Origin of the sequence: Beduini massiliensis (genome assembly GCF_000829905.1) — a bacterium.
GTDB classification, from domain to species: Bacteria; Bacillota_I; Bacilli_A; order Erysipelotrichales; family Coprobacillaceae; genus Beduini; species Beduini massiliensis.
In genome coordinates this window covers 57778-81971 of record NZ_CDPP01000005.1, presented here as the reverse complement: position 1 = coordinate 81971, position 24194 = coordinate 57778, and the positions used below count along the sequence as shown (strand labels likewise).

Here is a 24194-nt window from a genome sequence, read left to right as displayed (position 1 = left end):
TTTCTCCTAAATTTGTGTATATGGATTAAAATCGATCATCACCGTTACTTTTTCTTTTCTTTCACGATTATAGTGCTGATGAATGGTATTAAGCGCATTTATCAATCCCTCACCGTTTTTATATTTGATTAAAATACGATAACGGTAATAATCATTCATACGATAGATCAATGACGGTGCCGGTCCTAAAACGGTCGCATGCGTGGCATTATTTTTTAAATATACGGCAATCTGCTGTGATCGATCCTTGACTATGATTTCGTCTTTTCCGCGAATTTCTAAAGAAACCATACGACAATATGGCGGATAATTTCCATAATAGCGGTACTGAATCTCTTTTTGGTAAAAGGCAAGATAATTGTGCTGACTTGCCGATTGAATTGCGTAATGATCGGGATTATATGTCTGTATTACGACATTGCCCATATTTTCACCGCGGCCGCTTCTGCCGGATACCTGACAAAGCAGTTGAAAGGTACGTTCATTCGCACGAAAATCGGGTAAATTTAATGTTTGATCGGCATTCAGCACCCCAACAAAAGTCACATTGGCAAAATCCAAACCTTTCGCAATCATCTGAGTCCCCAACAAAATATTGGCTTCTTGTTTTTCAAAAGCTTTCAACAGATGCTCATGTGCGCCTTTTTTTCGTGTTGTGTCCACATCCATCCGAATCACTTTCGCATTTCTAAATTCTTTTTGAATCATTTCTTCTACTTTTTGTGTCCCATAGCCAACCGGGTAGATTGCTCGGCTATGACAGTTAGGACAGGTTGTCACCGGCGCCGTTGTATAATCACAGTAATGACATTTCATCACGTGTTCATCTTTATGATAAGTCAATGTAACATCACAATGCGGACATTTCACTACATGACCACAGTCTTTACATTGCAGATAATTTGAATAGCCACGCCGATTCAGCAGCAAAATGGCTTGATGATGTTGATCGATGCATTCTTGTAAACGCTGACGCATCGTTCGAGAAAACAAAGAATAATTTTTTGCCGAGACTTCTTTTGCCATATCGACTATCGTCACATTGGGCATTGGCTGATTATTAATTCTTTTTTTTAGTTCAAACAATTCATAAGTGCCTTTTTTAGCACGAGCATACGTTTCAATCGAAGGGGTCGCACTCGCTAAAACCAATGGACAGCGATGATATTCTGCACGAAAACGCGCAATATCACGAGTATGGTAGCGTGGTGCTGAATCCTGTTTATAAGACTGATCATGTTCCTCATCCATAATGATTAAGCCAATATTTTCCAAAGGAGCAAAAATAGCGCTTCTGGCTCCTACTACAATCTTGACTTCATGTTTTAGAATACGTCGGTATTCATCATACTTTTCACCTTGCGACAAGCGCGAATGCAATACCGCTACCGCCGGTCCAAAACGCTCTTTAAAACGTGTCACCATCATGGGTGTCAAAGCAATTTCCGGTACCAGCATCATGACCGTTTTTTGCTGTGACAGTACTTTTCGGGCAGCTTGCAGGTAGACCTCTGTCTTTCCTGAACCGGTTACCCCATATAATAAACACACTTTATGCTTCAACTCATTCGTAATTCCTTCTACCGCTTTTTGCTGCGGTAAAGTTAACTGCGGCCATCCCTCTTTTTCTTTTATATCTAAATAGTGATTGCGATAGACCTCGACATCTAAAATATCAACAGCTTTCATTTCCGCCAATTTTTTAAGGATGGCGGCGGAATACGGCACTTCTTTTAGACGAATCGGTCTTCGCAGTTCTCTAAGGTAATCATGACAGGCTTTTTGTTTTGGCGTCAGTTTGAGATCGTCACGATCTACCGCTTGAACATAACGTTCATATTTTTTCCCTACGCCATTTTTACTGCTTGGTTTAAACTGGACCGGCAGCATCACCGACAAACAGCTGATTTTAGGAGAAAGTGTGATCTTGGATAAATAATCCGCCACCTGCATCAACTCACTATTCAGCAATGGTTTTTCATCAATGATTTCACTGATCCACTTTAATGGATACCCATTTTCTTCTTCTAATTCTTCTTCACTCAATGTTGTTTCCGCAACACTTTCAACATAGCCAACCAAACTCTGAGCAGCAAATGGAACTTTTACCCGAATTCCTTTTGAGATTGGTAATTCACACAGATAGGAAAAAGGTCGATCTAGTGGATTGACTGGATGTTCAATTAAGACATCTGCGATATACATGTGCATTACCTCCCTATCTTATTTATTGTATCAAAAAACCTGCTGAAATTCCACTATTACCGATGATGCCGCAAAGATATTTAAACTTTTTTAAAATCATAAAAAAACAGACCGTTTTCAGCCTGATTTTGGGGAACGATCTGAATATCCAAAGAATCCCATAGGATGAATCACATGATCTTTTTTAGGATCAAATCCGGTCAATTCTTTATCTTTCATCATGATACAGCGTTTAATTTTATCAGATCCGTATTTTTCTCTGATCTTTTCGATCGCTACTTCCAAATCACGATTATGCATCGTTCTGTTTTCATTTTCAAAAAGACTCAACTGAATTTTATGTGCATCTTTTTGCAGTTTGGATACTGCCAAACCAATGCTGCGATAGGCAGTTCCAAACGTACCATCTCCTTTCAAAGGGAGATATGCTTTCAGCAAGCGCTCAACACATTCCATGATGGCATCACTGGTATCGATCAGATAGTCTGATTTTATTTGTCGGCTGCAGCGATCGAATCCATTCGTTCTCAAGTAAATACTGACAACACTTCCTTTTTTATCCAGCTGCCGCAATCGAGCCGCGACAGATTCCGATAATACACGAAATACCATCTTTAGTTCTTCTGCCGTTTCCAGATCGTGAATCGCAGTAATACTGTTGCCTACAGATTTTATCATTGGCAGCTGCTCAGATTCCGCTACTTCACTCTCATCAAACCCATTCGCAAACTCCCAAATCCATTCTCCCGGCTTACCTAAAAAGGATTTCAAATAGATTCTAGGTGTATTGGCTAATTGCCCGATGGTGCCAATTCCTCTTGCCCGCAGTTTGATTGCGGTTGCTTGCCCCACATAAAACATCGCTTCGATTGGCAGTCCCCACAAGCGTTCCCGATAATTTTCTGATGTAATGACCGTAATACCATGATGCTTATCCATATCTGATGCCATTTTCGCAAACACTTTATTAAAACTGATTCCTATCGAAATCGTCAATCCTAATTCATGATAGACTTCCATCCGAATTTTCCGAGCAATTTCAATCGGATTCCCAAACAAAGTTTGCGAATGAGTCACATCGATCCAAGCTTCATCTAAACCAAAAGATTCTACTTTGTCACTGTAACGACGATAGATTTCCTTTACCTGTTCACTGATTGCTAAATAAAGATCATAGTCGGGATGTATAATCTTTAAATGCGGACATTTTTTATAAGCCTCTCGCAAAGATTCACCGGTTTTAATCCGATATTTTTTGGCGAGATCGTTTTTGGCTAAAATAATCCCATGGCGAAATTCTTCATGACCGCCTACCGCCATCGGTATTTGAGCAAGCAATGCATCTCGCATTTCCTCAATCTGAGCATAGCAATGATTAATATCGGCATGGAGAATTGCCCTTTCCCACATCTTGATCACCTCACTATTACCATACCCTAAAATTTGATCTGCATTCAACTCTCAGGCAGCCATAAAAAAACAGCCCCTCGGCTGTCTATGTATCTTTATTTCGTTAACACATTTGCATTCATTTTAATGATTTCTGCAATTTTATTTTTCGCTTCTTCGACATCATCGTTGCACACTACATATTTATATTCATTTTGTGTCGCAATTTCTCTTTTCGCTTTATCTAAGCGCTGTCTTACGATATCTTCTTCTTCTGTTCTTCTTCCGCGAATACGTTTCTCCAACTCATCCATTGAAGGCGGTACTAAGAAGATTGTCAACGCTTCCGGGCATTTCTTCATGACCTGCAAAGCTCCTTGCACTTCTATTTCCAGCACTACGTTTTTCCCATCATTCAGCAATTGATCGACATAATCTTTAGGCGTTCCATAGCAATTTCCAACAAACTGCGCATATTCTAAAAATCCGTCTTCATCGATTTTTCTTTGAAATTCTTCCTGACTCACAAAAAAATAATCGATCCCATCACGTTCCCCCACTCTTGGAAGACGTGTTGTCATTGAAATCGAATAAGCAAGATTCAAAGATTCATCTTCAAATAAAGATGCTCTGACAGTCCCTTTTCCGACTCCGCTTGGCCCACTTAAAATGATTAATTTCCCCTTGGCCACAAGTAACACCACCTTTTATTAAAGGATACAAAAAACGTTCCTTATTGTCAAATGTTTTTGCTATTAAAGTAGAAACAACCGGAATTTATGCTATAATGGGGAAGGTGATAAAAAATGGCTTATGATGGAATCATGATGCATGCCGTTACAAAAAGTTTAAAAGAACAGTTAATGGCAGGCAGAATCAATAAAATATATCAAGTCTCAAATTATGAATTGCTTTTTCATATACGAGCAAATCAGAAAAATGTAAAACTGCTGGTTTCCTGCCACCCGACATATGCACGTGTGGCTTTAACAAACGAAAACTATCCGACTCCGGCAATCCCACAGCAGCTGGTCATGCTTTTAAGAAAGCATTTGGAAGGGTGTCATATCAAAGAAATCGAACAGATCGGTTTAGACCGTATTATGAAATTTACTTTTTTAACGCGTAATGAGTTGGGAGATTTAGTAACACTTTATGCTTTTATCGAAATCATGGGAAAACATTCTAATTTTGTTTTATGTGATGCTTCTTTAAAGATCATCGATTGTTTAAAAAGAATCAGTCCCAGCATGAATACTGTTCGTTTCCTGCAGCCCGGTGCGCTTTATGAATTGCCGCCGATGCAAAAAGGAAAGCTCAATCCTTTTGAACAAACCGACATCTTTAGCGACAACTTAAATAAAACTTGCTTAGGAGTTTCTCCGATTTTATCAAGAGAACTTCTATTCAGAATGGAACAAGGGGAATCTTTTTCCGATTTAATGAAGCTGTTGGATCAGAGCCGCTCGCTTTATATAACCGCTACTTCTAAAAAAGAATATTTTCATTTGCTTCCGCTCACTCATTTACAAGGTGAAACAACAGAATATCCTTTATTTGATGGATTAGATCGCTATTTTAAAGATGCCGATGTGAAAGAAAGAATCAAACAGCAAACCTCTGATCTGGAGCGTTATCTTCAAAGTGAATTAAATAAAAATAAAAACAAGCTTTATAAATTAGAGCAGACCTTATTTGATTCTCAAAACAGTGATGATTATCGCATTAAGGGAGATTTATTATTTGCTTCCCTGCCCCTATTAAAAAAAGGCATGCGTTCGATCGAAGTAGAAAATTACTATGATGATACGATGATGACTATTGAACTTGATGAACGTTTAGACGGTAAGGCAAACGCTAAAAAATATTATAACCGATATCAAAAGGCAAAGAACTCGATTGCCGTATTAAATGAGCAGATTGCACTAACACAGGCAGAAATCGATTATTTCGATTCTTTGATCTGTCTGATGGAAAATGCGAACTACAACGATGCTTTGGAAATCAAAGAAGAACTTGAAAATCTGGGTTATCTTAAAAGAAAAAAGACAAATGGAAAAATAAAGAAGAAAAAACCGCAGTTTGAAACCTATCAGACAAAAGATCAGGTGACAATCTATATTGGAAAAAACAATATGCAAAACGATTATCTTACATTCCATTTTGCTAATAAGAATCATCTTTGGTTCCATGCCAAAGACATGCCCGGCAGCCACGTGGTCGTCGCTTGGGATAACCCCGATGAATACACAATGCGTCTAGCCGCAAAATTAGCTGCATATTATTCAAAAGGAAAAAACAGCAGCAGTGTTCCTATCAATTATGCTCCTGTTAAATCTTTGAAACGTCCTAGCGGAGGAAAACCCGGGCAAGTCATTCTCAGTAAGTACAAAACAATTTACATTGATCCGGATAGTGATTGTTTAACGGAAATCAAAAAAACAGATGCCTGAGGCACCTGTTTTATTAAAATTGTGTATAATAAGAATTTTGATATACTGGATAGTATCTTGGATAGTAACAGCATTGATTGATTGTACGTCTTTCAATAGGAACAATAACAGGTTGTTCTTGAGGAGTCACTCTTCTTTGTACGCAAACTTGTGTTGGCATTACAACTGGCTGTGGTCTTGGGCATCCACCTGTTCCGCATCCACAACCACATCCTGCGTTGTAAGCGGCAGCACTTCCTCCCATTCCACATGAGCATCCAGTATTACGGCATCCGCAAGTTGGCTGGATACATCCACCTTGCTGACATTGACATGCTTGATTATAGCAATTCATTTCACTCACCTCCTAATGTAATATATGTTTCTGCAAAAAAAGGTGCAAGGCGAGTGTACAGATAAAGGAGAAAAAATATGAAATTAATACCTTGGTCACCCTTTAGTCAGATCGAAGCTTACAGTCTCACCCGTAAAGGGGGATTTAGCAAAGGCGACTGCGAGGGGTTAAATTTAAGTTTTAATGTTGGGGATGATCCGGAATGCGTTTTAAAAAACAGACAGCTTTTAGCCGATTATCTGCATACCGATCTTAATCATATGGTCGCAACACGTCAAACTCACTCTACTCGACTGTTGAAAGTGACAAAAGAAGACGGCGGGCGTGGGATGTATTCTTTTGATGATGCCTTTTATAATTATGATGCGATGTATACCCGTGACAAAGATCTTTACTTACTTAGTTTTCATGCCGATTGCACTCCGGTACTGATTTACGCAAAGGATCAGGAATTGATTGCTTCTATCCATTCAGGATGGAAAGGCAACGTAAACGAGATCACTTTAAAAACAATCACACATTTAATCGAAAATGAACATTGTGATCCTAAAGAAATCTACGCATACATCGGTCCTAGTATCAATTACGAGCGTTTTGAAGTAGGCATTGATGTCATTGAATCGATTCATCAAATGTCGTTTGATGCGCATGAGTACTATCAGGCAAAAGAAAACGGTAAATATCTGTTCAATGCCAAAGGATTGGTGGAAAAACAATTATTGCTCTGCGGTGTTTTAAAAGAGCATATCACAATTAGTGAATATTGTACTATCAAGGATAACGATCTTTTTTTCAGCTATCGCAAAAATAAAAAATGCGGACGTAACGTCAGCATGATTAAGATGAAATAGTTTGACATGTGTCAAACTATTTTAACTTTAAACTGTCAATAAGAAATCCGCGGAAACGTTGATCATAGTCCTGTTTTTTTAAATTTGTCTCTTCTTCGTCGAAAAAACCTGTTGAACTATACAACGCATCTAAGGGCCATCCCGGTGTATAGGTATCTACGATATGATCATTCAAATAAAACGCATAATAGCGGTTAAACTCATCATACTCTACGAAAGAGGATAGCTCTCCCTGTTCATAAACTGCCACTCCTTGAATATAGCTGGCGAGTATTTTTCCGCCATGCTGATGAGCAAGCTGACTATAATAGGCGATCATTTCTTCATCACTCAGTTCTTTCCCCTCAACCCGGCGTATGTATAATCCCGGTTGGATTGGGGCATCCAGTGGAAAATCAAGAAAATATAATCCCGAATCGTTGCAGATGACACTATCAAAGAATTGTCCGTAATAACGGGCTTTGATTTCTGCGTTTTCTTTTGGTGTAAGTCCCGTTTCTTCAGGAATCGTTTCAATCCCCAAATCTTTTAATGTATACCATTCGATATCAAAATCCGAGAGATAATCTTGGTATTTTTTTATTTTAGAGGGATTCGTGGTCCCAATCAGTATCTTTTTCATTATTTAACCTCTTCATCATTTCCGGTATCATTTCTATTAAGCGATGTGGCAGCACTGTGTAATGCTTTAAATAAAGCTGATCTCCACACCACCCGTGAAGGTATACTCCTAGCTGTGCCGCTTGCAGCGGGTCATAGCCCTGTCCACAAAAACTGCTGATCATCCCAGCTAAAACATCCCCCATTCCTGCTGTTGCCATCCCCGGATTTCCTGTTGTATTGCGATAAAAACGGTGATTTCCATAAACAATTGTATGGGGACCTTTAACCACCATAATGACCTCATAGCGATCTGCGAATGCTTGTATTGCCGTTTCTAAATCTGTCGCCTTGGGACAAAGACGCGCAAACTCGCCTAAATGCGGTGTCAGGATAATCGGGCATTGTTTTTCTAACAGCCATTCCGGATGTTCACTGATCACATTGATCCCATCTGCATCAATCACTAAAGGAACCCGACTTTCTTGAATCAGGCAATGAATCATCTCTCGAGTAGCCTCATTCCAACCACAGCCGCAGCCACATAACAAGGCATTCTGCCCGGCTAACATTTCAGCAGTAAACAATGTCCTATCTAATGTGATGGCTTCCAAATTATGTCCTTTTACCTGTCGTAAAACATCACTCTCACTGCAGACTCTAACGATCCCACTGCCTGAATAAACACTGGCTAAGGAAGCCAGACAAGCCGCTCCCGTATATTCCTTACTGCCAGTAAAATGCGTAATTTTTCCGTTTATTCCCTTATGGTCATGGTTCTTTCTCATTCTAAAAAAGGAAGCTACCCTATCTCGATCTATCATTTCCGCAATTAATGCATGTTCAATCCCTTCTTGCTCAATCCCAAAGGATTTGACAACAATCGTACCAAACCATTTTCTTAGATCCGGATTCATCATAGCTAATTTATAGCACATAAATGTGATCGTTTTCTCTGCTTGAAAGCAAACCGACTGCATAGCTCCGCTTGTTGCATTAATTCCTGTCGGACTATCAACCGCAATATGAATCCCGTTCATTTGATTGATCTGCTCTAAATCATTTTGCAGTTTTATATCGAGCGCTCTTGATAGGCCGTTACCAAAAATACCATCAACGATTACCTCAGCTTCAACCCATTTTTCAACGAAAATCACTTTATCTTTAATCAATTCATAAAAATGATGCACTGTAGAGTTGGCATTATCGAAATAAAAAAGCCGAACATAGACGTCTTTTCCGTTTTCTATCAGACATTTCGCCAAAGAGAGCACATCTGCCCCATTATTACCGGGGCCTGCCAACAAAAAATAACGCTGCCTTTTTGGCATTTCTTCTAATAAGCATTGACTTGCCATCTCCACTAACTGCTCAATAGAATAGCCCTTTTGATGAATTAATGTCTCATCAACCACATTCATTTGCCTTGCTGTCGCTACTTTCATGAATATCCCCCCTATAACATTACTTTACCATAAATAAAAAAGAGTAACAAAACAATGTTACTCCTTTTTTCTAGTATCTTACTGCTCCTGCATATGTAGATTGCCAATAAGATCCATAGATGCTTGTTACTTCTACTCCTGTATCTTCACTTCCACAGTGAACCATTTGACCGTCACCTAAATAAATACCAACATGTCCAAGAGATCCTACTGTATTAAAGAACAGCAAATCACCTGGTTGAATATCATTTACTTGACTTCCCCCAGCATATTGTGCATAGGTTGTACGTCCAATAGAAATTCCTGCTTGTGAGAAAACATAGCTTGTAAATCCTGAACAGTCAAATGCAGTTGGACCTGATGATCCATATACATAAGGACTGCCTACTTTACCAACTCCGATAGAAGTCACTGATCCGTTTCCACCGCCTGAGGCAGAGAAAGATGGTGCCATGTAAGGTTCATTTACAGTGACTGAAACTGAACGACTTGCTTCGTTTCCAGCTTCATCTTTTACAGACATGATTAAAGTATAGTTACCCGGTGTATTTACATCAATATATCCATCGATCGTAATATTTTCTGTCACATCACCGTCTTTATTGTCGACAGCTACGATATAAGGGCGTACATCAAAACTTTCTCCTGTTGTAATTTCAAAGGAATCTTGACTCACCATAATCACCGGTGCACTTAAATCTTTTACTTCTACTTTAATACTGTCTTCTGTTTTGTTTCCAGAAGGATCTGTTACTGTAAATTTAGTTTCATAAGTTCCAATTTGATGGGTATCGACTGTTGATTCAAACTCAATTGCTAATGCGTCAAAATCTGCCGCATTATCGACAATTTCCGCATAATCTCTTAAATCAAAGTTTTGACCAAAATCAGCCTCTACTTCATTTCCGGAAATCCAGTTTACTTTTGGTGCCTCAACATCTGTAATCACAAATTGATAACTTGCTTCATTGTAATTTCCTGAAGAGTCGCTTACACTTACCAAAACATCTTGTGGTCCTACTTTTGAAGTGTCCAATGGACGAAGTATGTTCATGAACATTGTAATATCTCCATCCGCATTATCTTTAGCTAAGATGTAATGAGATAATTCGCTTGGTGCATTGACGTTAATTTTTAAAGTACCATTATCATTAATTAAATCCTTATTCGCGGTATTTAAAGTGAATTCTGGTTTTTCTTCATCAACAACATGTACCAAAACATCCTTAGTTGCTTCATTTTTACAACGATCACTTACGGTTACACTCACATAATAATCACCTACACGATGAATATCTAAACGAGAGGTATCCATTTCTACGACTAAATCTGCCACTTCATCATGATTATCACTAATCAATAAACGACTGGCATCTAGTTCTTGACCATAAGCAAGTTTAATTTCATCAGTTGCAATGATCGGTGCCTCCTTATCTAAAGCGGTATACCCTACAATTAAAAAGGAAAATACACTAATCATTGGAATAAACATTGCTTTGCGCCCATCGACATGCTTCTTGACGGTAGCCAATAAACGTTTCAACGACTGAACGTTCATCAAACGCCCCCTTTCACCTTATTGATATCTTCATTATACAAGACTCAATTAAGAAAATCCAATGATTTTAAAGATTTAACAAATTTTATTTAAAATTTTATCGACTATTTAGTAAATATATAAATAATATTTTACATAATTCTACAATTTATATTAACCTTTCGCTTTATTTTTAAAAATGTCATCTTTACCAATTCTAAATAAAATGAAAACTCCTAATTTTTATAAATAATATTTATGATTTCAATTCGTTATTCCCCTATTGTTTCTTCGTTGATCTTTGTATAACTCAGGTGCATTATACTGGTATATTTTTTTATAAATTGGTATAATAAATACATTAAGGAGGTTAATTATGATAAAAATTGAAATCGTTCAAGACTTTATTAATCCTGATGAAGAACTTACAAAAGAAAAATGTGCTATGTATATCCGACACATCAATGATACACTTAAGCAAGCTCGCGCTTCCATTTATGATTTATTTTTAGGAGGGAAAAGTTTAAGATACGCGATGTATATTCTGGCATTCTCGATGATGCTTTACTTTATTTTTAAACAGCCCTTTATCTTGTCTTTAACCTTATTTGAAATTGCGGGGTACCTGTTGCTTTCGGTATCGTTAAGCGAGTATCTTACTAAGAAATTAAAAAACAGTTTAAAAATTCAGCGCAAGTATTTTATTGATCAATTTGAAAAATTATAATGTAAATGCTTAGTTAAAAAAGGATGTCTCTTAGAAATCAGAGAGCATCCTTTTCATATTATTCAATGCTTTTTAGAGATTCGATCATATCAATTTCATCCAAACTCCTGCGCATAATACGATTGATAATAAACGTAAATAAAATGGTTAAAACTAATGCATAGACATAACTCATTAGATTTAAAGAACGATAGAACATCGTTGCATCGATTTCTACAGTACGAATAACAAATTGATGCAGCATGGTTCCAAATACCAATCCTAAAACAGCACCAATGCCCGATAAGAGAATGTTTTCTCTAAAGACATAATCGTAGACTTCTTTTGGATAAAAGCCTAACACCTTTATCGTCGCAATCTCATTCATACGCTCCTGTATGTTGATGTTTGTTAGATTATATAAAACAACAAAAGCAAGGATTGCCGCTACTACAATAATGATCACTACAACGATATCAATACTTTTGATCATTGTATTAAAGTTGTCACTTGCACTGGACATAAACTGCACGCTCTTGACATGCTCCTGCTCCTTTAAGACCGCAGCAAGCGGATCTTCCAACTCCGTATTGTTATCTTTCATTCTGAATAAAATCTGATTATAAGATAAAGTTTCCTTCGTTAAATCTTCATACATGGTTTTTGACATATACACAAAATGTCCGTAATAGTTTTCACAAATATTTGAGACTGTCACCGAATAGGATTGATCATGAATCGTTAATGTAATTTCTTCTCCTGCCTTGACTTTCAATAATTCCGCAGCTTTCTTACTGATGATAACGCCATCGTCTTCTAAAGGCAGTTTATTAAGGTCATCGTCGTAATAATGCACTAAATCATTATAACGTTCTGAAAGCACCCTGAATGTACCATTTAGCTCTTTAGCGTGTTTTGAAGACGTGATAGCCGTTGCTTTTTCACTGATTGCCATCGCTTCTGCCACATTGTATTGAGCATTGACATTATTCACGATCGCTGTCAAATGCTCACTGTCGATTTCATCATCTAAGCTGACACTTCCATCATAATTCCACACTTCACTAAATTGTAATGGGATAATTTGTTTTATAGAATTTTTAATTCCAAATCCGGTGACAATTAAAGCACTGCAGCCGGCAATCCCCGCAATCGACATGAAGAAACGTTTTTTATAACGGAACATATTACGCACGGTGACCTTTTGATTAAAGTTCAGACGTTTCCAAATCACATTTATCTTTTCTAAGAAGATACGTTTCCCTAATTTTGGAGGTTTAGGACGCAGAAGTACTGCCGGTTCGCTGTTTAGTTCATCATAAATCACATAAGCTGTAACCGCTAATGTAATGATAACTGAAATAAACAACGTCAGCGGAATAATAAATGCGGTTAAATGAATATGAATGGCGGCATTCACCTGATAAAGCAGACTCGTATATAAATAATAGATAATATTGGTAAAGAATACCGTCCCAAAAGCAATTCCCAATAGACTAGCAAAGAAAGTCGCTAATAATACATATCGAATATACAACAACATAACATCTTTCTTTGAATACCCCAATGCTCTTAACGTTCCGTTTTGCAGACGCTGTTCCTCCACCATACGAGTCATCGTTGTCAGTGATACTAAAGCTGCCACTAAAAAGAACATCAGCGGAAAAACTTTTGATAAAGCATCCATAGCCTGTGTATCATTTTGATAGCTGACTACCCCTGCATTTTCATTTTTCGTTAAAGAATATAAGACCCCATCCGGAATATCTTTTATTTTCTGTTGAGCTTCATCGATCTGTATCTTGGCATCATCTAACTGTGCTTTAGCTTCTTCCAGCTGACGAGTAGTATCAATCTCTGTATTTTCCAAAGCCGCTTCTTGTTTTTGTATTTCTAAAGAAGCTTTTTCTAATTCATTATTGGCTTTTGTTAATTCCACATTGGCATTGATTAACTGTTTGACACCATCTAATGTCGTCCGCAGTTCTTCACTCATAACATTCACTTTATCTTTTAATGCTTCTAAACTTTTATTGGCTTCTTGGTTGATCTGATCTTGCGGAGGGATAACCGGATCCGCTGGTTCCTCTGGTAAAGTGACATCTACTTTTGGAATCGCATTGATCTCTTCTTGATATTGTTTGATTTTCTGATTTAAAGAATCAATTTCTTCTCCGGCGGCTGCCGTTTGTTCATTCAACTGACTCTGTGCATCCAATAATTGCTTTTTATTTTCAATAATCGTTATTTTACCTTCCAGCAATTGAATCTTGGCATTGTTTACAGTTTTCGTAAATTCATCCTTGTTGCGATTATATTCTTCCAATCCATCTTGATATGCTTTCAAAGGACCACTTAACTCCGCTTCATAACGTCCAACAATTTCTTTTTTCGTCTTCACCAAGTCATTTTGAAGCATATCAGTAATATTCGCTTTCACGATACGGGTCGCATCATCATATTGAGAATCAAAATATCCAATCGTCTGACTATCTTCATAGCCCACTACGATTTCATTATAAATATTTTCATGCTGACGCAGATCTTCTAATTCATTTGGTATCGCAATCGTTTTTACTTCATTGCTTTTGGCAATAACGAACCCTTCATTATCAGCATTCGTATAAGTGTTTGTTCCCCTTTGAATATTCGATATATAACGAGAGTCATGGATGATGCCCACTACTTTCAAATTCAATTCACCTGTATCATTTTGAATTGTAATGGTTTTATCTAATAAGTCCAAATTTTCCAAACGCGCATCAATAAGACATTCTCCATCATTTTCAATATCACGTCCTTCAATGATATCGGGGGTATAAAACTTTTGTGTTTGCCCATGGAGGATCACATTGACTTCTTTTTTTAAATCTTCTTGTTTCAATACACTATCGGTTCGATACGTTCCCTCGATTTTACTAACGCCTTCGACAGCTCCGATTTTATCCATATCAGCCTGTGTAAAGCCAAAAGAGGAAATAAGGTTTAAATCTCCGTATTCATGCTGTTTCAAATAGGCGTCCATCGATTTTTGCATCGTGATCGGAGTATTTCGCAGTCCCGCAAAAAAGGAAGCTCCTAAAAAAACAATGACAAAGATAGAAAGAAAACGAGATTTTGTTTTTCTAAGCCCTCTTCTAAAAACCAGTTGATAAGCTTTTTTCTTCATCTTACCACTCAATTAAATCAATTGAAGTAGGTTCTGGATTGAGTTCCATATCTTCTACTTTTCCATTTTTGAGATGAATGACACGATCCGCCATTGGGGCAATGGCTAAGTTATGTGTAATCACAACAACTGTCATTTTATAGCGATCTGCCATTTCTCTTAATAGTTTTAAAATAGTTTTACCGGTTTTATAGTCTAAGGCTCCTGTGGGCTCATCACAAAGAAGCAATTTTGGATTTTTCGCAATCGCTCTGGCAATCGCAACACGCTGCTGTTCCCCACCGGACAATTGTGCCGGGAAGTTGGCTTTACGTTCATCTAAGCCTACGCGATCCATAACTTCATTGGAATCCAACGGATTTTTGCAAATCTGAGATGCCAATTCGACATTTTCCAGAGCCGTTAAATTCTGAATCAGGTTATAAAATTGAAACACAAAGCCAATATCGTCACGACGATATTTAGTCAGCTGCTGCTGATCAAAGCTGGCAATATTCGTATCATCAACGTAGATTGTTCCACTGGTAGGCGAATCCATTCCCCCTAAAAGGTTTAGGATCGTCGTCTTTCCAGCTCCCGAAGCCCCTACGATGACCACAAACTCTCCCTGATCAATTTCAAAGTTAACGCCATCACTGGCATTAATGGTCACTTCTCCCATGACATAAGACTTTTTAACGTCTTTAAATTCAATAAATGAGCGCATATTCATCCTCGCTTTCTTTCTTCTATCATGTTAATATAATAGCATAAAACCCATTTTTATTAAAGGAAGGATACCTATGAAAATAATTATTATGAGTGACTCTCATCTTAAAAATGAAACGGTCATGGCGATCATTGCGCATTATCCCGATGCGGATTGCTACATTCATTGCGGTGATGTCGGAAAACCGATGGATCAGGCGGGCATTCCCAATTTTTATATCGTTAAAGGAAACAATGATTATAGCGATTTCCCTAAAGAACTATTGCTGACAATAGACCATAAACAGTTTTTTATCACGCATGGTGATCCCTATCAAGTAGATCTTGGTTTAAACGAACTCTATCATACCGCCCAGCAAAAACAGGCAGATTATGTTTTATACGGGCATACCCATCATCCTAATCAGCAAGTCATCAATTCAATAACATTTATCAATCCGGGCAGTGTGGCCTTTCCTCGCGGCGGACAGATTTTTGTTCCTTGCTATTGTGTTTTAGAAGATGATACGTGTCATTTTTTCCATGCTAAAACATTTGAAAACATCGATCACTTATTTGAACCTAAAAAAAGAGTCTCTTTATTCAAAAGGCTCTTTGGCAAATAATTATTTTTCAATTAAATAGTCATATTTTTCAACCGCCTCGGTTTCTCCCAAGACTAAGAAATGATCCCCATCTTCAATCACGTAATTCGGATCTACAGATAATACCAGTTTTTCTTGATTAGCGTAGCGAATCGCTAAAATATTCATTTTATAAGCAGAACGAACATTTAATGTCTTCAAGGTCTTGCCAATCCAACTCGCCGGTGCCTTCATTTCAATAATACTGTAATCATTATCGACTTCAATGATATCGATAATGTTTTTTCTTACCAGACTTTTTGCGACACGCTCACCCATTTCTTTTTCAGAACGTACGACACGGTCCGCTCCGATTTTCAATAAGATCTGCATAAACTGTTTGTTTTTTGCTTTAGCTAAAACATAAGGAACCCCAAGTTCTTTTACATTCATAACAGAAAGCATGCTTTCTTCTAAATGGTTGCCAATCGCAACAATCACGGTATCAAATTCACTAATTCCTAAAGTACGCAGTTCATTGATATCTGTCGCATCTGCTTGAACTGCTTTTGTAACTGTATCGGCAATACGTTCCACACACGTAATATCGCGATCGACAGCCAATACTTCATACCCCATTTTAGCTAAGCTTGAGGCAATCGTTGAACCAAATACACCTAAACCGATAACTGCAAATTGTTTTCTTTTGTTTGACATAATTCTTTCCTACCCTATAATAATTTCGCCTTTTGGGAATACCATGTTCCCAGTATTTTTTTGTGACTTTCTCATGAATGACAACATCATTGTAATAGGTCCGATACGTCCAATATACATTAAAATGATAATAACAATCTTTCCGACATCACTTAATGACGGTGTCAACCCGGCTGTTAATCCAACCGTTGCAAAGCCTGAGAAAGCTTCAAAGCACAGATCGATAAAACTTTGTTCCTCTGTAATCGTTAAACAGAACAAACCAACGACAACTAACGCTAAAGAGAAGATAAAGATACATAAAGAACGCTTTAAGAAGTCGATCTCGATGCGTCGTTTAAAGACATTGACATTATCGTCCCCTTTAAACAATGATTTTAAGGTAATCATAATAACTGCAAACGTAACGGTTTTTACCCCACCGGCAGTTCCGGCAGGTGATCCACCGATAAACATATAGATACACATAATAAATTTAGTCGCAACCGTCAGCTGTGCACAGTCGATTGTCGCAAATCCGGCAGTTCTCAGCGTAGTCGATTGAAAGAATGCTCCCATCAGCTTATAACCGCCATCCATCCCGCCAATCGTATTTGGATTACTGTATTCCAATAAATATACAAGAACCGTACCACTAACTAATAAAAAGACAGTTGTCGTTAATACCAGTTTGGAATGCAGTTCCAATGATTTAAAAATACGTACTGCTGATTTACGAAACGAAAACCCTTCTTTTATCTTATTGGCAATATCAAACCATACACAGAATCCCAAACCACCCATAATAATTAAAATACAGATTGTAAAATTAATAATGAGATTATTTTGATAAGGAACTAAACTGCTTGCTCCAATAATATCAAATCCGGCATTACAAAATGCGGAAATGGAATGAAACACTCCCATATAAAGTCCTTTAAACAAGCCATAATCAGGGATAAACTGGCTGCATAAAAGCAATGCCCCAATCCCTTCAAAAAGGAATGTATAAATAACGATATTCCTTAAAAAATGAGATAAATTGTTTAATGAATTAACATTCAGCGCTTCTTGAACGACTAATTTTGATGTAAATGATAAACGTTTTCTTGCTTTGACATAAATCAATGTCATAAAAGTTAAAAAGCCTAAACCACCGATCTGAATCAGACATAAAATGACAATTTGTCCAAACAGAGAATACTGATCAACTGTTGGATAAGGAACGAGTCCCGTCACACAGGTTGCGGAAGTCGCAACAAACAAATGGTCTAAATATCTTGCCGGTGTTCCATTGTTGGCAATAGGCAAAGTCAGCAAAAGCGAACCGATAAAGATTACAACTAAAAAGCTTAAAGCAATTTGGCGCGTAGGCTTGATCATTCTTTTCTTTTTGCCTCGGACGATAACCTCTTTCATAAAAGCCTCCCTATAGATTTTTGTCTGCTATGATGATCTGGGCACATTTAATGCCATCGATTGCAGACGTCATAATTCCCCCGGCAGCACCTGCTCCTTCGCCAATCGGATAGATATTGCCTATATTACACTGATAGTTTTCATCGCGAACAATTTTAACCGGTGAAGAACTTCGGCTCTCCACAGCTGTTAGAATCGCATCTTCATTTGCAAACCCATTGATTTTTTTATCAAAAGCACGCAATCCATCGCGCATTGCTTCACAAATATACGTTGGAAATAAATCCCATAGATTGGCAAATTGAACACCTGGCTGATAGGTCGGTATTACTTTACCATAATGATCGGATGTTTTTTTCTCCATAAAATCTTTTACTAACTGACAAGGTGCATGATAATTTCCACCACCTAGTTCAAATGCCTTTTCCTCTAATTGGATTTGAAAGTTCATCCCGGCAAATACATCTTCCCCCTCAAAATCCTCGGGTAAGATAGAAACCAGAACTGCACTGTTGGCATTCTCTCCATCACGGGCAAACTCGCTCATTCCGTTTGTTACGACACCGCCCTCTTTTGAACTGCTGGCAACGACATAACCACCGGGACACATACAGAAAGTATATACTCCTCTGCCAAGTTTATCATGATAAGCCAACTTGTAATCTGCTGCTTTTAGCGGCAGGTCATCGCGTTTATATTGATTATGATTAATTATGGCTTGCTTATGCTCAATTCTTGCCCCCACTGCAAATGGTTTTCTTCTCATTTCAATACCACGTTTATATAATAAACGGTACGTATCACGAGCAGAATGTCCTAAAGCCAATACCAGATGATCACAATATAGTGTTTGTCTTTGATTCTCTTTTAAAACAGTAATACTTTTTACTTGTCCGTTTTTTTCTTCAAAATCAATAAAAGTTGTTTCAAAAAGAACCTGTCCCCCAAGAGAAAGAATCGTTTCCCGCATATTGAAAACCACCTGTTCCAAATAATCTGTTCCAATATGGGCTTTTGCTTCATAAAGAATTTCTTTGGGTGCTCCTGCTTTTACAAATTCTTTTAAAATATAATCTTTTCTTTTATCTTTAATATTGGATGTCAGTTTCCCATCGGAAAATGTTCCTGCTCCGCCTTCACCAAACTGAACATTACTGCTGGGATCTAATTTTCCTGTCTGCCAAAATGTTTGAATATCTTTTTTTCTTTCTTCAACACATTTTCCCCGTTCGATCAAAATCGGCTTCATTCCCGCATAAGCTAAAGACAAAGCACAAAACAGTCCGGCTGGACCACTTCCAACCACAACCACTTTTTCATTCGACTGAACTTGAGGAATCATAAAGTCATCTTCGTGATAAGCACTTAATGATAATTTAGAATGGTTTATTAAAGCCTGCTCATCTCCGCTGTAATTAAAGGCAAAACTACAGATATAATGAATATCTCTTCGACGGGCATCAATGGAACGTTTCAATAACATTACATTGCTCACGCACTTTGTTCTGACGTTCAACAATTGTGAAATCAGCTTAGGATAAGCACTTTCTGGTGTATTCAATTTTACTTTAACGTTCGCTATTTTCAGCACGTCTATACCTCCATTAATAAGGATTGATAAATCGCTTTTGCGATGGCATTTCCACAGGCAAAAGCAAAATGCAGATTGTATCCGCCGCAATCTCCGGCAACATCTAATATTTCTCCGCCGGCATAAAGATGCGCCGACAATTTAGATTCAAAAGTTTCATTATTAAATTCGGACACATCCGCTCCGCCAATGCACACTTGTGCATTTTCTTTCCCTTTGGTACCGATAATTTCAAAGCGATAATCTTTTAATAATTGTACTATTGTATTTAAGTCTTTATAAGAATACTCTTTTATTCGACCATTTTCAAGATAATTAGCATATTTTTGATGGATAATGCCATTTAATTGCAATCCGCCATTTTGTTGCAGCTGCAATTTCAATTTTTCTTTTAATAATGACGTATCATACTGATCTGCCGCATCAATTCCGATCTCAATTTTTTGATCTGAATACTGTTGATAATAACGCGAAAGCTGAAGGATACTGATCCCGGATAATCCATAGTCCGTAAATAAGATTTCCCCTTTTTCTTTATGCACTTCTACTTGATTGGCATACATGGTAAAGGTTCCATGAATCCGCACCCCTTTTAAACGTTTATCCATATTCTTGCAGACGAGCTGAACTAAGCTGGGGACCGTCGGATAAATATGATGTCCTAACATGGACAGCAATTTGAATCCACTGCCATCACTGCCAAATTGACTGGCAGCATCTCCCCCCATGGTTAAGACCACATCATCACAAATAAATTCTTGTTGATTGGTATACAGGTGATATCCCTCTTTTTTCTTTGCCATGCTTTGAACCGTACATTCACAGATGATCTTTACATGATATTTATTCAGTGCCCGTAATAAACATTCGCAGACACTGACTGCTTGTTCGCTTTGAGGATAAAGCAGATCCCCAAGATATTTGCTCCATAAGCCAAACTCTTCAAAAAATGCCTGAATATCAAAATTTAAAATTAATGCTTCAAGGTTTGAAAGATCATGTCCTTCATAATGTTTCATGGAAAGATCACGATTGGATAAGTTACAGCGCCCGTTCCCGGTCGCTAATAATTTTTTTCCCGGTTTTTCTTTTTTTTCTAAGATGGTCACTTGGGCATCTAAGCCGTTATTATCAATTAACTTTCCTAAAACAGCGCCGCAGACCAATCCGCAGCTGCCACCGCCAATAATCATGATTTGTCTTGTCATAGCCTCACCTCTTTGGTTCTTCTATTATATACTAGATTCCACAAAAAAAGTAGGTTATAATACGCTAGAGGTGAAAAACATGTTAAAGAATAATTACCATACCCACACATGGCGCTGTCATCATGCAGTCGATGAAGACGAAGCGTATGTATTAGAAGCAATTAATGCCGGTATTGAAACACTGGGATTTTCTGATCATATCCCTTTTTTAAACGGACCTAAAAGCCGTATTCGCATGGATATTTCAGAAATGGAGGACTATCTAAAAAGCATTCGTTATCTAAAAGATAAATATGCAGATCAGATTCGTATATTAGTCGGTTTTGAAGCAGAATATATTGATGATGAGATTCCTTTTTATCACGCTTTACTCAGGGAACAAAGAATAGATTATTTGATTTTTGGAAATCATCTTTATGAGGGCTATGAAACATCTTCTCAGCGTATCGAAAATGCCGTTCAGCTTCAGCAGTATGTTGATCGTGCGATTGCCGGAATGAAGTCAGGATTGTTTCAATACTTAGCCCATCCGGATCTGTTCATGGTAAATATTAAAGATTTTGATGCGGACTGTATTCAAGCTTCAAAGCAACTCTGTCAAGCCGCTTTGGATTTAGATATGCCAATCGAATTCAACTGTGAGGGACTGCGCGACCATCTAAACGGTCATATCTTTAAAAACGGAACGACGTTGGCTTATCCACATCCGCAATTTTGGAAGATTGCTGCCAAAATGAACAATAAGGTGATTCTTGGTGCCGATGCACATGCCAGCAAAGCGTTAAATGATGAAGCGATTAAAGAAGCCATCCGTCAAACCAAAGAATTGAAGTTAAATATGATCGATCATTTGGAAATCTAATTAATGATTGAAAAACAGTACATAATTCGTTATAATAAAAAAATGTAGAAACAGAAAGGAAGATAACGATGGGAAGAGCACATGAAGTAAGAAAAGCTGCCATGGAAAAAACAGCTGCTGCAAAGGCTAAGTTGTACTCTCGCTTTGGTAAAGAAATTTATTTGGTTGCTAAACAAGGTGGACCGGATACAGATGCCAACTTAGCATTAAGACGTATTGTTGACAGAGCTAAAAAAGCACAGGTTCCTGCTGATGTTATTAAAAGAGCAATCGATAAAGTAAAAAGTGGTGTAACGGAAAATTATGAAACGTTGATATATGAAGGATATGGTCCGGGAGGATCCACCATTATCGTGGAATGTTTGACAGACAATGTCAATCGTACACTGAGTCAGGTTCGCCCCGCTTTTACAAAATCAAAAGCAAAATTAGCGGCAACCGGTGCAGTAAGCTATGCTTATGACACAATTTCACTCCTTGCTTTTAAAGGATTAGATGAAGAACAAACATTAGAAGCTTTAATCATGGGGGAAGTCGATGCAAAAGATATCGAAACCCAAGAAGACGGTTCCATCATCATTACCGGTGAACCAACCGATCTTTATCAGATTAAAACAGCAATCGAAACCGCTTGTCCAACAGCAGATTTTACAGTGGAGGAAATCACACGTGTTCCTCAGGATTATGTAGAATTAGCCGGAGAAGATATGGAATTATTTGAACGTTTGTTAAACTTATTAAACGAATGTGATGATGTAGATACCATTTATCATAATGTTACAAATATAGGATAAAGGAAGCAATACTGCTTCCTTTTTTATCTTCTTTTTAGTGCCACTGCACTCGGTGCAATCAGATGATAACTCCTTTCGACGATCCAAGCGTTGATCTGTACAAAAGGAGTAAAGCTCAGCATATAGGCATATTGATCCAAGACTTCTTCTACGGTTGGATTTTCACTAAAATGAATCATTATCTTTTTAGGCGATAAAAGATCAAATTTTAAAACACGTGAATACGGATATTCCAAAAAGACAAGACGAATCATGAGAGTATTCTGATTGGGAAACCATCCGATTGCAGAAACATTAAACTGTTTTTCGTAAAGCAATAATTTACTGTAACGATAACGGCCATCCAACCCGATACGAATAATATTAGTTGTATAATGTTCCTGCCAGTGTAAAAGCAATTGATGATGATCCATAACAAATTTAAACTGCTCTGCATGTCCGGATTGTTTTTCTAAGAAACGAATCGGGATTGGCAGTAAACTTACCCCTGCTAATCGTAATGAAAAATGAGTATCTAAGAATTGTTCGATACGGCTGGTTTCAATTCCCATCGGCTCCAAAGATCCGGGAATGGCCCGAGCACTTGCTTCCACTTCTTCATTTAACACTTTTTTCCATAAATCAAAGACGATTGGATAAAGTTTAGCGGTATTAAGACAGTTGGCGGTAATGACCATGTAACATTCTTTTTCAACCGAAAACAATACCAGCTGGCCAAAAATGCCATCAAAACGAGCCCCGGTATCTTCCGGATTCATCCAGCAAAGATAGCCATATCCTTGATCATAATCATGTGAACTATGATGAGCACTGGTTACCTTTTTTGATGTCATCCTTAATAGATAGTCTTGTGGCAGAATCGGATCTTTTTTAACAATCGCTTCTGCAACCTTCGATAGATCGCGAGGCGATAAATAAAGTCCCCAGCCTCCGGTATTATACCCTAAAGCACAAGTATCCCAATACGGACGTTCAATGCCTAAGGGTTCAAATAGTGTTTGATATAGGTATTCATTGCAGGAGATTCCTGTGATCTTTGTAACAATGACACTTAAAATATAGATATCCATATTGTTATAATAAAAATAATGTCCCGGTTCATGCGTAAACTGCTGTTTAAAATAAGCATCAATCCAATTGGACTGAGTAAAAATGGCTTGTTCCTGAGTACTGCCTGAGGTCATCGTTAAAAGATGAATTATTTTCAATTCGCGCAAAGAATCGCTTGCTTTTAAAAAGTATTCAGGGAAAAACTTTAATACCGGTTCATCTAAACGTAAACGTTTAGCCTCCACTAAATAGCCAATCGCTAAAGAAACAAACGACTTAGAGATGGAAAAAAGCATTTGTGGCTGTTCAAGCGTGTAAGGCAAAGCTGTCTGCTGATAAAGATATTTATCTCCTTTTTTTATTATACAGCTATGCAATTCTATTTGTTTTTCTTCGATTTGGGTTAAAAAATCATTTATGGCAGACATCTTTATCACCTATAATCCATCTTTAAACAGATTACTTATCCTTTCATCCTTTTTATTTTAAGAAATCATTTTCGTCAATATGCTAATAATCCATACTAATATGCTAGGATTTAGCTTTTTCTATCATAGCATATCTTGTTTTAAAATTTATTAAAATCTCTATCCTTATTTTTATACCAAATAATA

20 protein-coding genes are annotated in these 24194 nt (G+C 37.6%); 6 read left to right on the top strand and 14 right to left on the bottom strand.

Annotated elements, in window-relative coordinates; all coding sequences use genetic code 11:
• Positions 1-6: 6 nt before the first annotated feature.
• The 3 genes from priA to gmk form a co-directional block, all read right to left on the bottom strand.
• Positions 7-2205, bottom strand: coding sequence for a primosomal protein N' (gene priA, locus BN1225_RS07105; protein ID WP_041139136.1), 2199 nt, complete (start codon positions 2203-2205; stop codon positions 7-9).
• A gap of 117 nt (positions 2206-2322) precedes the next feature.
• The gene (locus tag BN1225_RS07100; protein ID WP_242857700.1) at positions 2323-3663 is read right to left on the bottom strand and encodes a DNA polymerase Y family protein; all 1341 of its coding nucleotides are present in this window, start codon (positions 3661-3663) and stop codon (positions 2323-2325) included.
• Between the two features lie 47 nt (positions 3664-3710).
• On the bottom strand, positions 3711-4286 hold the full coding sequence (gmk, locus tag BN1225_RS07095) for a guanylate kinase (RefSeq protein WP_041139134.1): 576 nt from the start codon (positions 4284-4286) through the stop codon (positions 3711-3713).
• A gap of 114 nt (positions 4287-4400) precedes the next feature.
• On the opposite strand from gmk, the gene BN1225_RS07090 reads away from it, so the two are divergent.
• Positions 4401-6047 (top strand): Rqc2 family fibronectin-binding protein, encoded by a 1647-nt coding sequence (locus tag BN1225_RS07090; RefSeq protein ID WP_041139133.1) that lies wholly within the window; start codon positions 4401-4403, stop codon positions 6045-6047.
• 13 nt (positions 6048-6060) lie between these two features.
• Here the strand turns inward: BN1225_RS07090 and BN1225_RS07085 are convergent, their stop codons facing one another.
• On the bottom strand, positions 6061-6381 hold the full coding sequence (locus tag BN1225_RS07085; RefSeq protein WP_052466436.1) for a hypothetical protein: 321 nt from the start codon (positions 6379-6381) through the stop codon (positions 6061-6063).
• Between the two features lie 77 nt (positions 6382-6458).
• On the opposite strand from BN1225_RS07085, the gene pgeF reads away from it, so the two are divergent.
• A complete protein-coding gene (gene pgeF / locus BN1225_RS07080) occupies positions 6459-7232 on the top strand; it encodes a peptidoglycan editing factor PgeF (protein ID WP_041139132.1) in 774 nt (257 codons plus the stop codon).
• 16 nt (positions 7233-7248) lie between these two features.
• Here the strand turns inward: pgeF and BN1225_RS07075 are convergent, their stop codons facing one another.
• The 3 genes from BN1225_RS07075 to BN1225_RS07065 form a co-directional block, all read right to left on the bottom strand.
• Positions 7249-7854, bottom strand: a complete 606-nt coding sequence (locus BN1225_RS07075; protein WP_052466434.1) for a non-canonical purine NTP pyrophosphatase — start codon at positions 7852-7854, stop codon at positions 7249-7251.
• Entirely contained in the window at positions 7817-9277 is a 1461-nt protein-coding gene (locus tag BN1225_RS07070) for an NAD(P)H-hydrate dehydratase (protein WP_041139131.1), read from the bottom strand. The genes BN1225_RS07075 and BN1225_RS07070 overlap by 38 nt, the downstream gene beginning before the upstream one ends.
• Before the next feature lie 70 nt (positions 9278-9347).
• Positions 9348-10835, bottom strand: coding sequence for a C40 family peptidase (locus BN1225_RS07065; RefSeq protein WP_041139130.1), 1488 nt, complete (start codon positions 10833-10835; stop codon positions 9348-9350).
• 355 nt (positions 10836-11190) lie between these two features.
• Between BN1225_RS07065 and BN1225_RS07060 the strand changes: the two genes are divergently transcribed.
• Complete coding sequence (locus BN1225_RS07060) at positions 11191-11541, top strand: hypothetical protein (RefSeq protein ID WP_041139129.1); 351 nt, start codon at positions 11191-11193, stop codon at positions 11539-11541.
• A gap of 58 nt (positions 11542-11599) precedes the next feature.
• Here BN1225_RS07060 and BN1225_RS07055 read toward each other — a convergent pair whose 3' ends face one another.
• Positions 11600-14689: an FtsX-like permease family protein gene (locus BN1225_RS07055; protein ID WP_041139128.1), complete on the bottom strand. Its 3090-nt coding sequence runs from the start codon at positions 14687-14689 to the stop codon at positions 11600-11602.
• A 1-nt stretch (position 14690) separates the two neighbouring features.
• The gene (locus BN1225_RS07050) at positions 14691-15395 is read right to left on the bottom strand and encodes an ABC transporter ATP-binding protein (protein WP_041139127.1); all 705 of its coding nucleotides are present in this window, start codon (positions 15393-15395) and stop codon (positions 14691-14693) included.
• A gap of 76 nt (positions 15396-15471) precedes the next feature.
• On the opposite strand from BN1225_RS07050, the gene BN1225_RS07045 reads away from it, so the two are divergent.
• Entirely contained in the window at positions 15472-16002 is a 531-nt protein-coding gene (locus BN1225_RS07045) for a YfcE family phosphodiesterase (RefSeq protein ID WP_041139126.1), read from the top strand.
• On the opposite strand, the gene BN1225_RS07040 is transcribed toward BN1225_RS07045, so the two are convergent.
• From BN1225_RS07040 to BN1225_RS07025, 4 genes are read right to left on the bottom strand one after another with little or no spacing between them, the layout of a single operon-like run.
• The gene (locus BN1225_RS07040) at positions 16003-16677 is read right to left on the bottom strand and encodes a potassium channel family protein (protein ID WP_041139125.1); all 675 of its coding nucleotides are present in this window, start codon (positions 16675-16677) and stop codon (positions 16003-16005) included. It lies immediately after the preceding gene.
• Between the two features lie 9 nt (positions 16678-16686).
• Positions 16687-18075 carry a TrkH family potassium uptake protein gene (locus BN1225_RS07035; protein WP_041139124.1) on the bottom strand — a complete coding sequence of 463 codons (1389 nt, stop codon included), beginning with the start codon at positions 18073-18075 and terminating at the stop codon, positions 16687-16689.
• Between the two features lie 10 nt (positions 18076-18085).
• Entirely contained in the window at positions 18086-19666 is a 1581-nt protein-coding gene (locus tag BN1225_RS07030) for an NAD(P)/FAD-dependent oxidoreductase (protein WP_041139123.1), read from the bottom strand.
• A gap of 2 nt (positions 19667-19668) precedes the next feature.
• Entirely contained in the window at positions 19669-20874 is a 1206-nt protein-coding gene (locus BN1225_RS07025; protein ID WP_041139122.1) for an aminoacetone oxidase family FAD-binding enzyme, read from the bottom strand.
• Between the two features lie 79 nt (positions 20875-20953).
• On the opposite strand from BN1225_RS07025, the gene BN1225_RS07020 reads away from it, so the two are divergent.
• The gene (locus BN1225_RS07020) at positions 20954-21736 is read left to right on the top strand and encodes a histidinol-phosphatase (protein WP_041139121.1); all 783 of its coding nucleotides are present in this window, start codon (positions 20954-20956) and stop codon (positions 21734-21736) included.
• A gap of 68 nt (positions 21737-21804) precedes the next feature.
• Positions 21805-22530 (top strand): YebC/PmpR family DNA-binding transcriptional regulator, encoded by a 726-nt coding sequence (locus BN1225_RS07015; protein ID WP_041139120.1) that lies wholly within the window; start codon positions 21805-21807, stop codon positions 22528-22530.
• 23 nt (positions 22531-22553) lie between these two features.
• On the opposite strand, the gene BN1225_RS07010 is transcribed toward BN1225_RS07015, so the two are convergent.
• Positions 22554-24008 carry a serine hydrolase domain-containing protein gene (locus BN1225_RS07010; protein ID WP_041139119.1) on the bottom strand — a complete coding sequence of 485 codons (1455 nt, stop codon included), beginning with the start codon at positions 24006-24008 and terminating at the stop codon, positions 22554-22556.
• Positions 24009-24194 lie beyond the last annotated feature (186 nt).

Coding starts and splice junctions, on each gene's coding strand:
- priA (WP_041139136.1), bottom strand. CDS start 2,205: ATGTATATCGCAGATGTCTTAATTGAACATCCAGTCAATCCACTAGAT.
- BN1225_RS07090 (WP_041139133.1), top strand. CDS start 4,401: ATGGCTTATGATGGAATCATGATGCATGCCGTTACAAAAAGTTTAAAA.
- BN1225_RS07085 (WP_052466436.1), bottom strand. CDS start 6,381: ATGAATTGCTATAATCAAGCATGTCAATGTCAGCAAGGTGGATGTATC.
- pgeF (WP_041139132.1), top strand. CDS start 6,459: ATGAAATTAATACCTTGGTCACCCTTTAGTCAGATCGAAGCTTACAGT.
- BN1225_RS07075 (WP_052466434.1), bottom strand. CDS start 7,854: ATGAAAAAGATACTGATTGGGACCACGAATCCCTCTAAAATAAAAAAA.
- BN1225_RS07070 (WP_041139131.1), bottom strand. CDS start 9,277: ATGAAAGTAGCGACAGCAAGGCAAATGAATGTGGTTGATGAGACATTA.
- BN1225_RS07065 (WP_041139130.1), bottom strand. CDS start 10,835: ATGAACGTTCAGTCGTTGAAACGTTTATTGGCTACCGTCAAGAAGCAT.
- BN1225_RS07060 (WP_041139129.1), top strand. CDS start 11,191: ATGATAAAAATTGAAATCGTTCAAGACTTTATTAATCCTGATGAAGAA.
- BN1225_RS07055 (WP_041139128.1), bottom strand. CDS start 14,689: ATGAAGAAAAAAGCTTATCAACTGGTTTTTAGAAGAGGGCTTAGAAAA.
- BN1225_RS07050 (WP_041139127.1), bottom strand. CDS start 15,395: ATGCGCTCATTTATTGAATTTAAAGACGTTAAAAAGTCTTATGTCATG.
- BN1225_RS07045 (WP_041139126.1), top strand. CDS start 15,472: ATGAAAATAATTATTATGAGTGACTCTCATCTTAAAAATGAAACGGTC.
- BN1225_RS07040 (WP_041139125.1), bottom strand. CDS start 16,677: ATGTCAAACAAAAGAAAACAATTTGCAGTTATCGGTTTAGGTGTATTT.
- BN1225_RS07035 (WP_041139124.1), bottom strand. CDS start 18,075: ATGAAAGAGGTTATCGTCCGAGGCAAAAAGAAAAGAATGATCAAGCCT.
- BN1225_RS07025 (WP_041139122.1), bottom strand. CDS start 20,874: ATGACAAGACAAATCATGATTATTGGCGGTGGCAGCTGCGGATTGGTC.
- BN1225_RS07020 (WP_041139121.1), top strand. CDS start 20,954: ATGTTAAAGAATAATTACCATACCCACACATGGCGCTGTCATCATGCA.
- BN1225_RS07015 (WP_041139120.1), top strand. CDS start 21,805: ATGGGAAGAGCACATGAAGTAAGAAAAGCTGCCATGGAAAAAACAGCT.
- BN1225_RS07010 (WP_041139119.1), bottom strand. CDS start 24,008: ATGTCTGCCATAAATGATTTTTTAACCCAAATCGAAGAAAAACAAATA.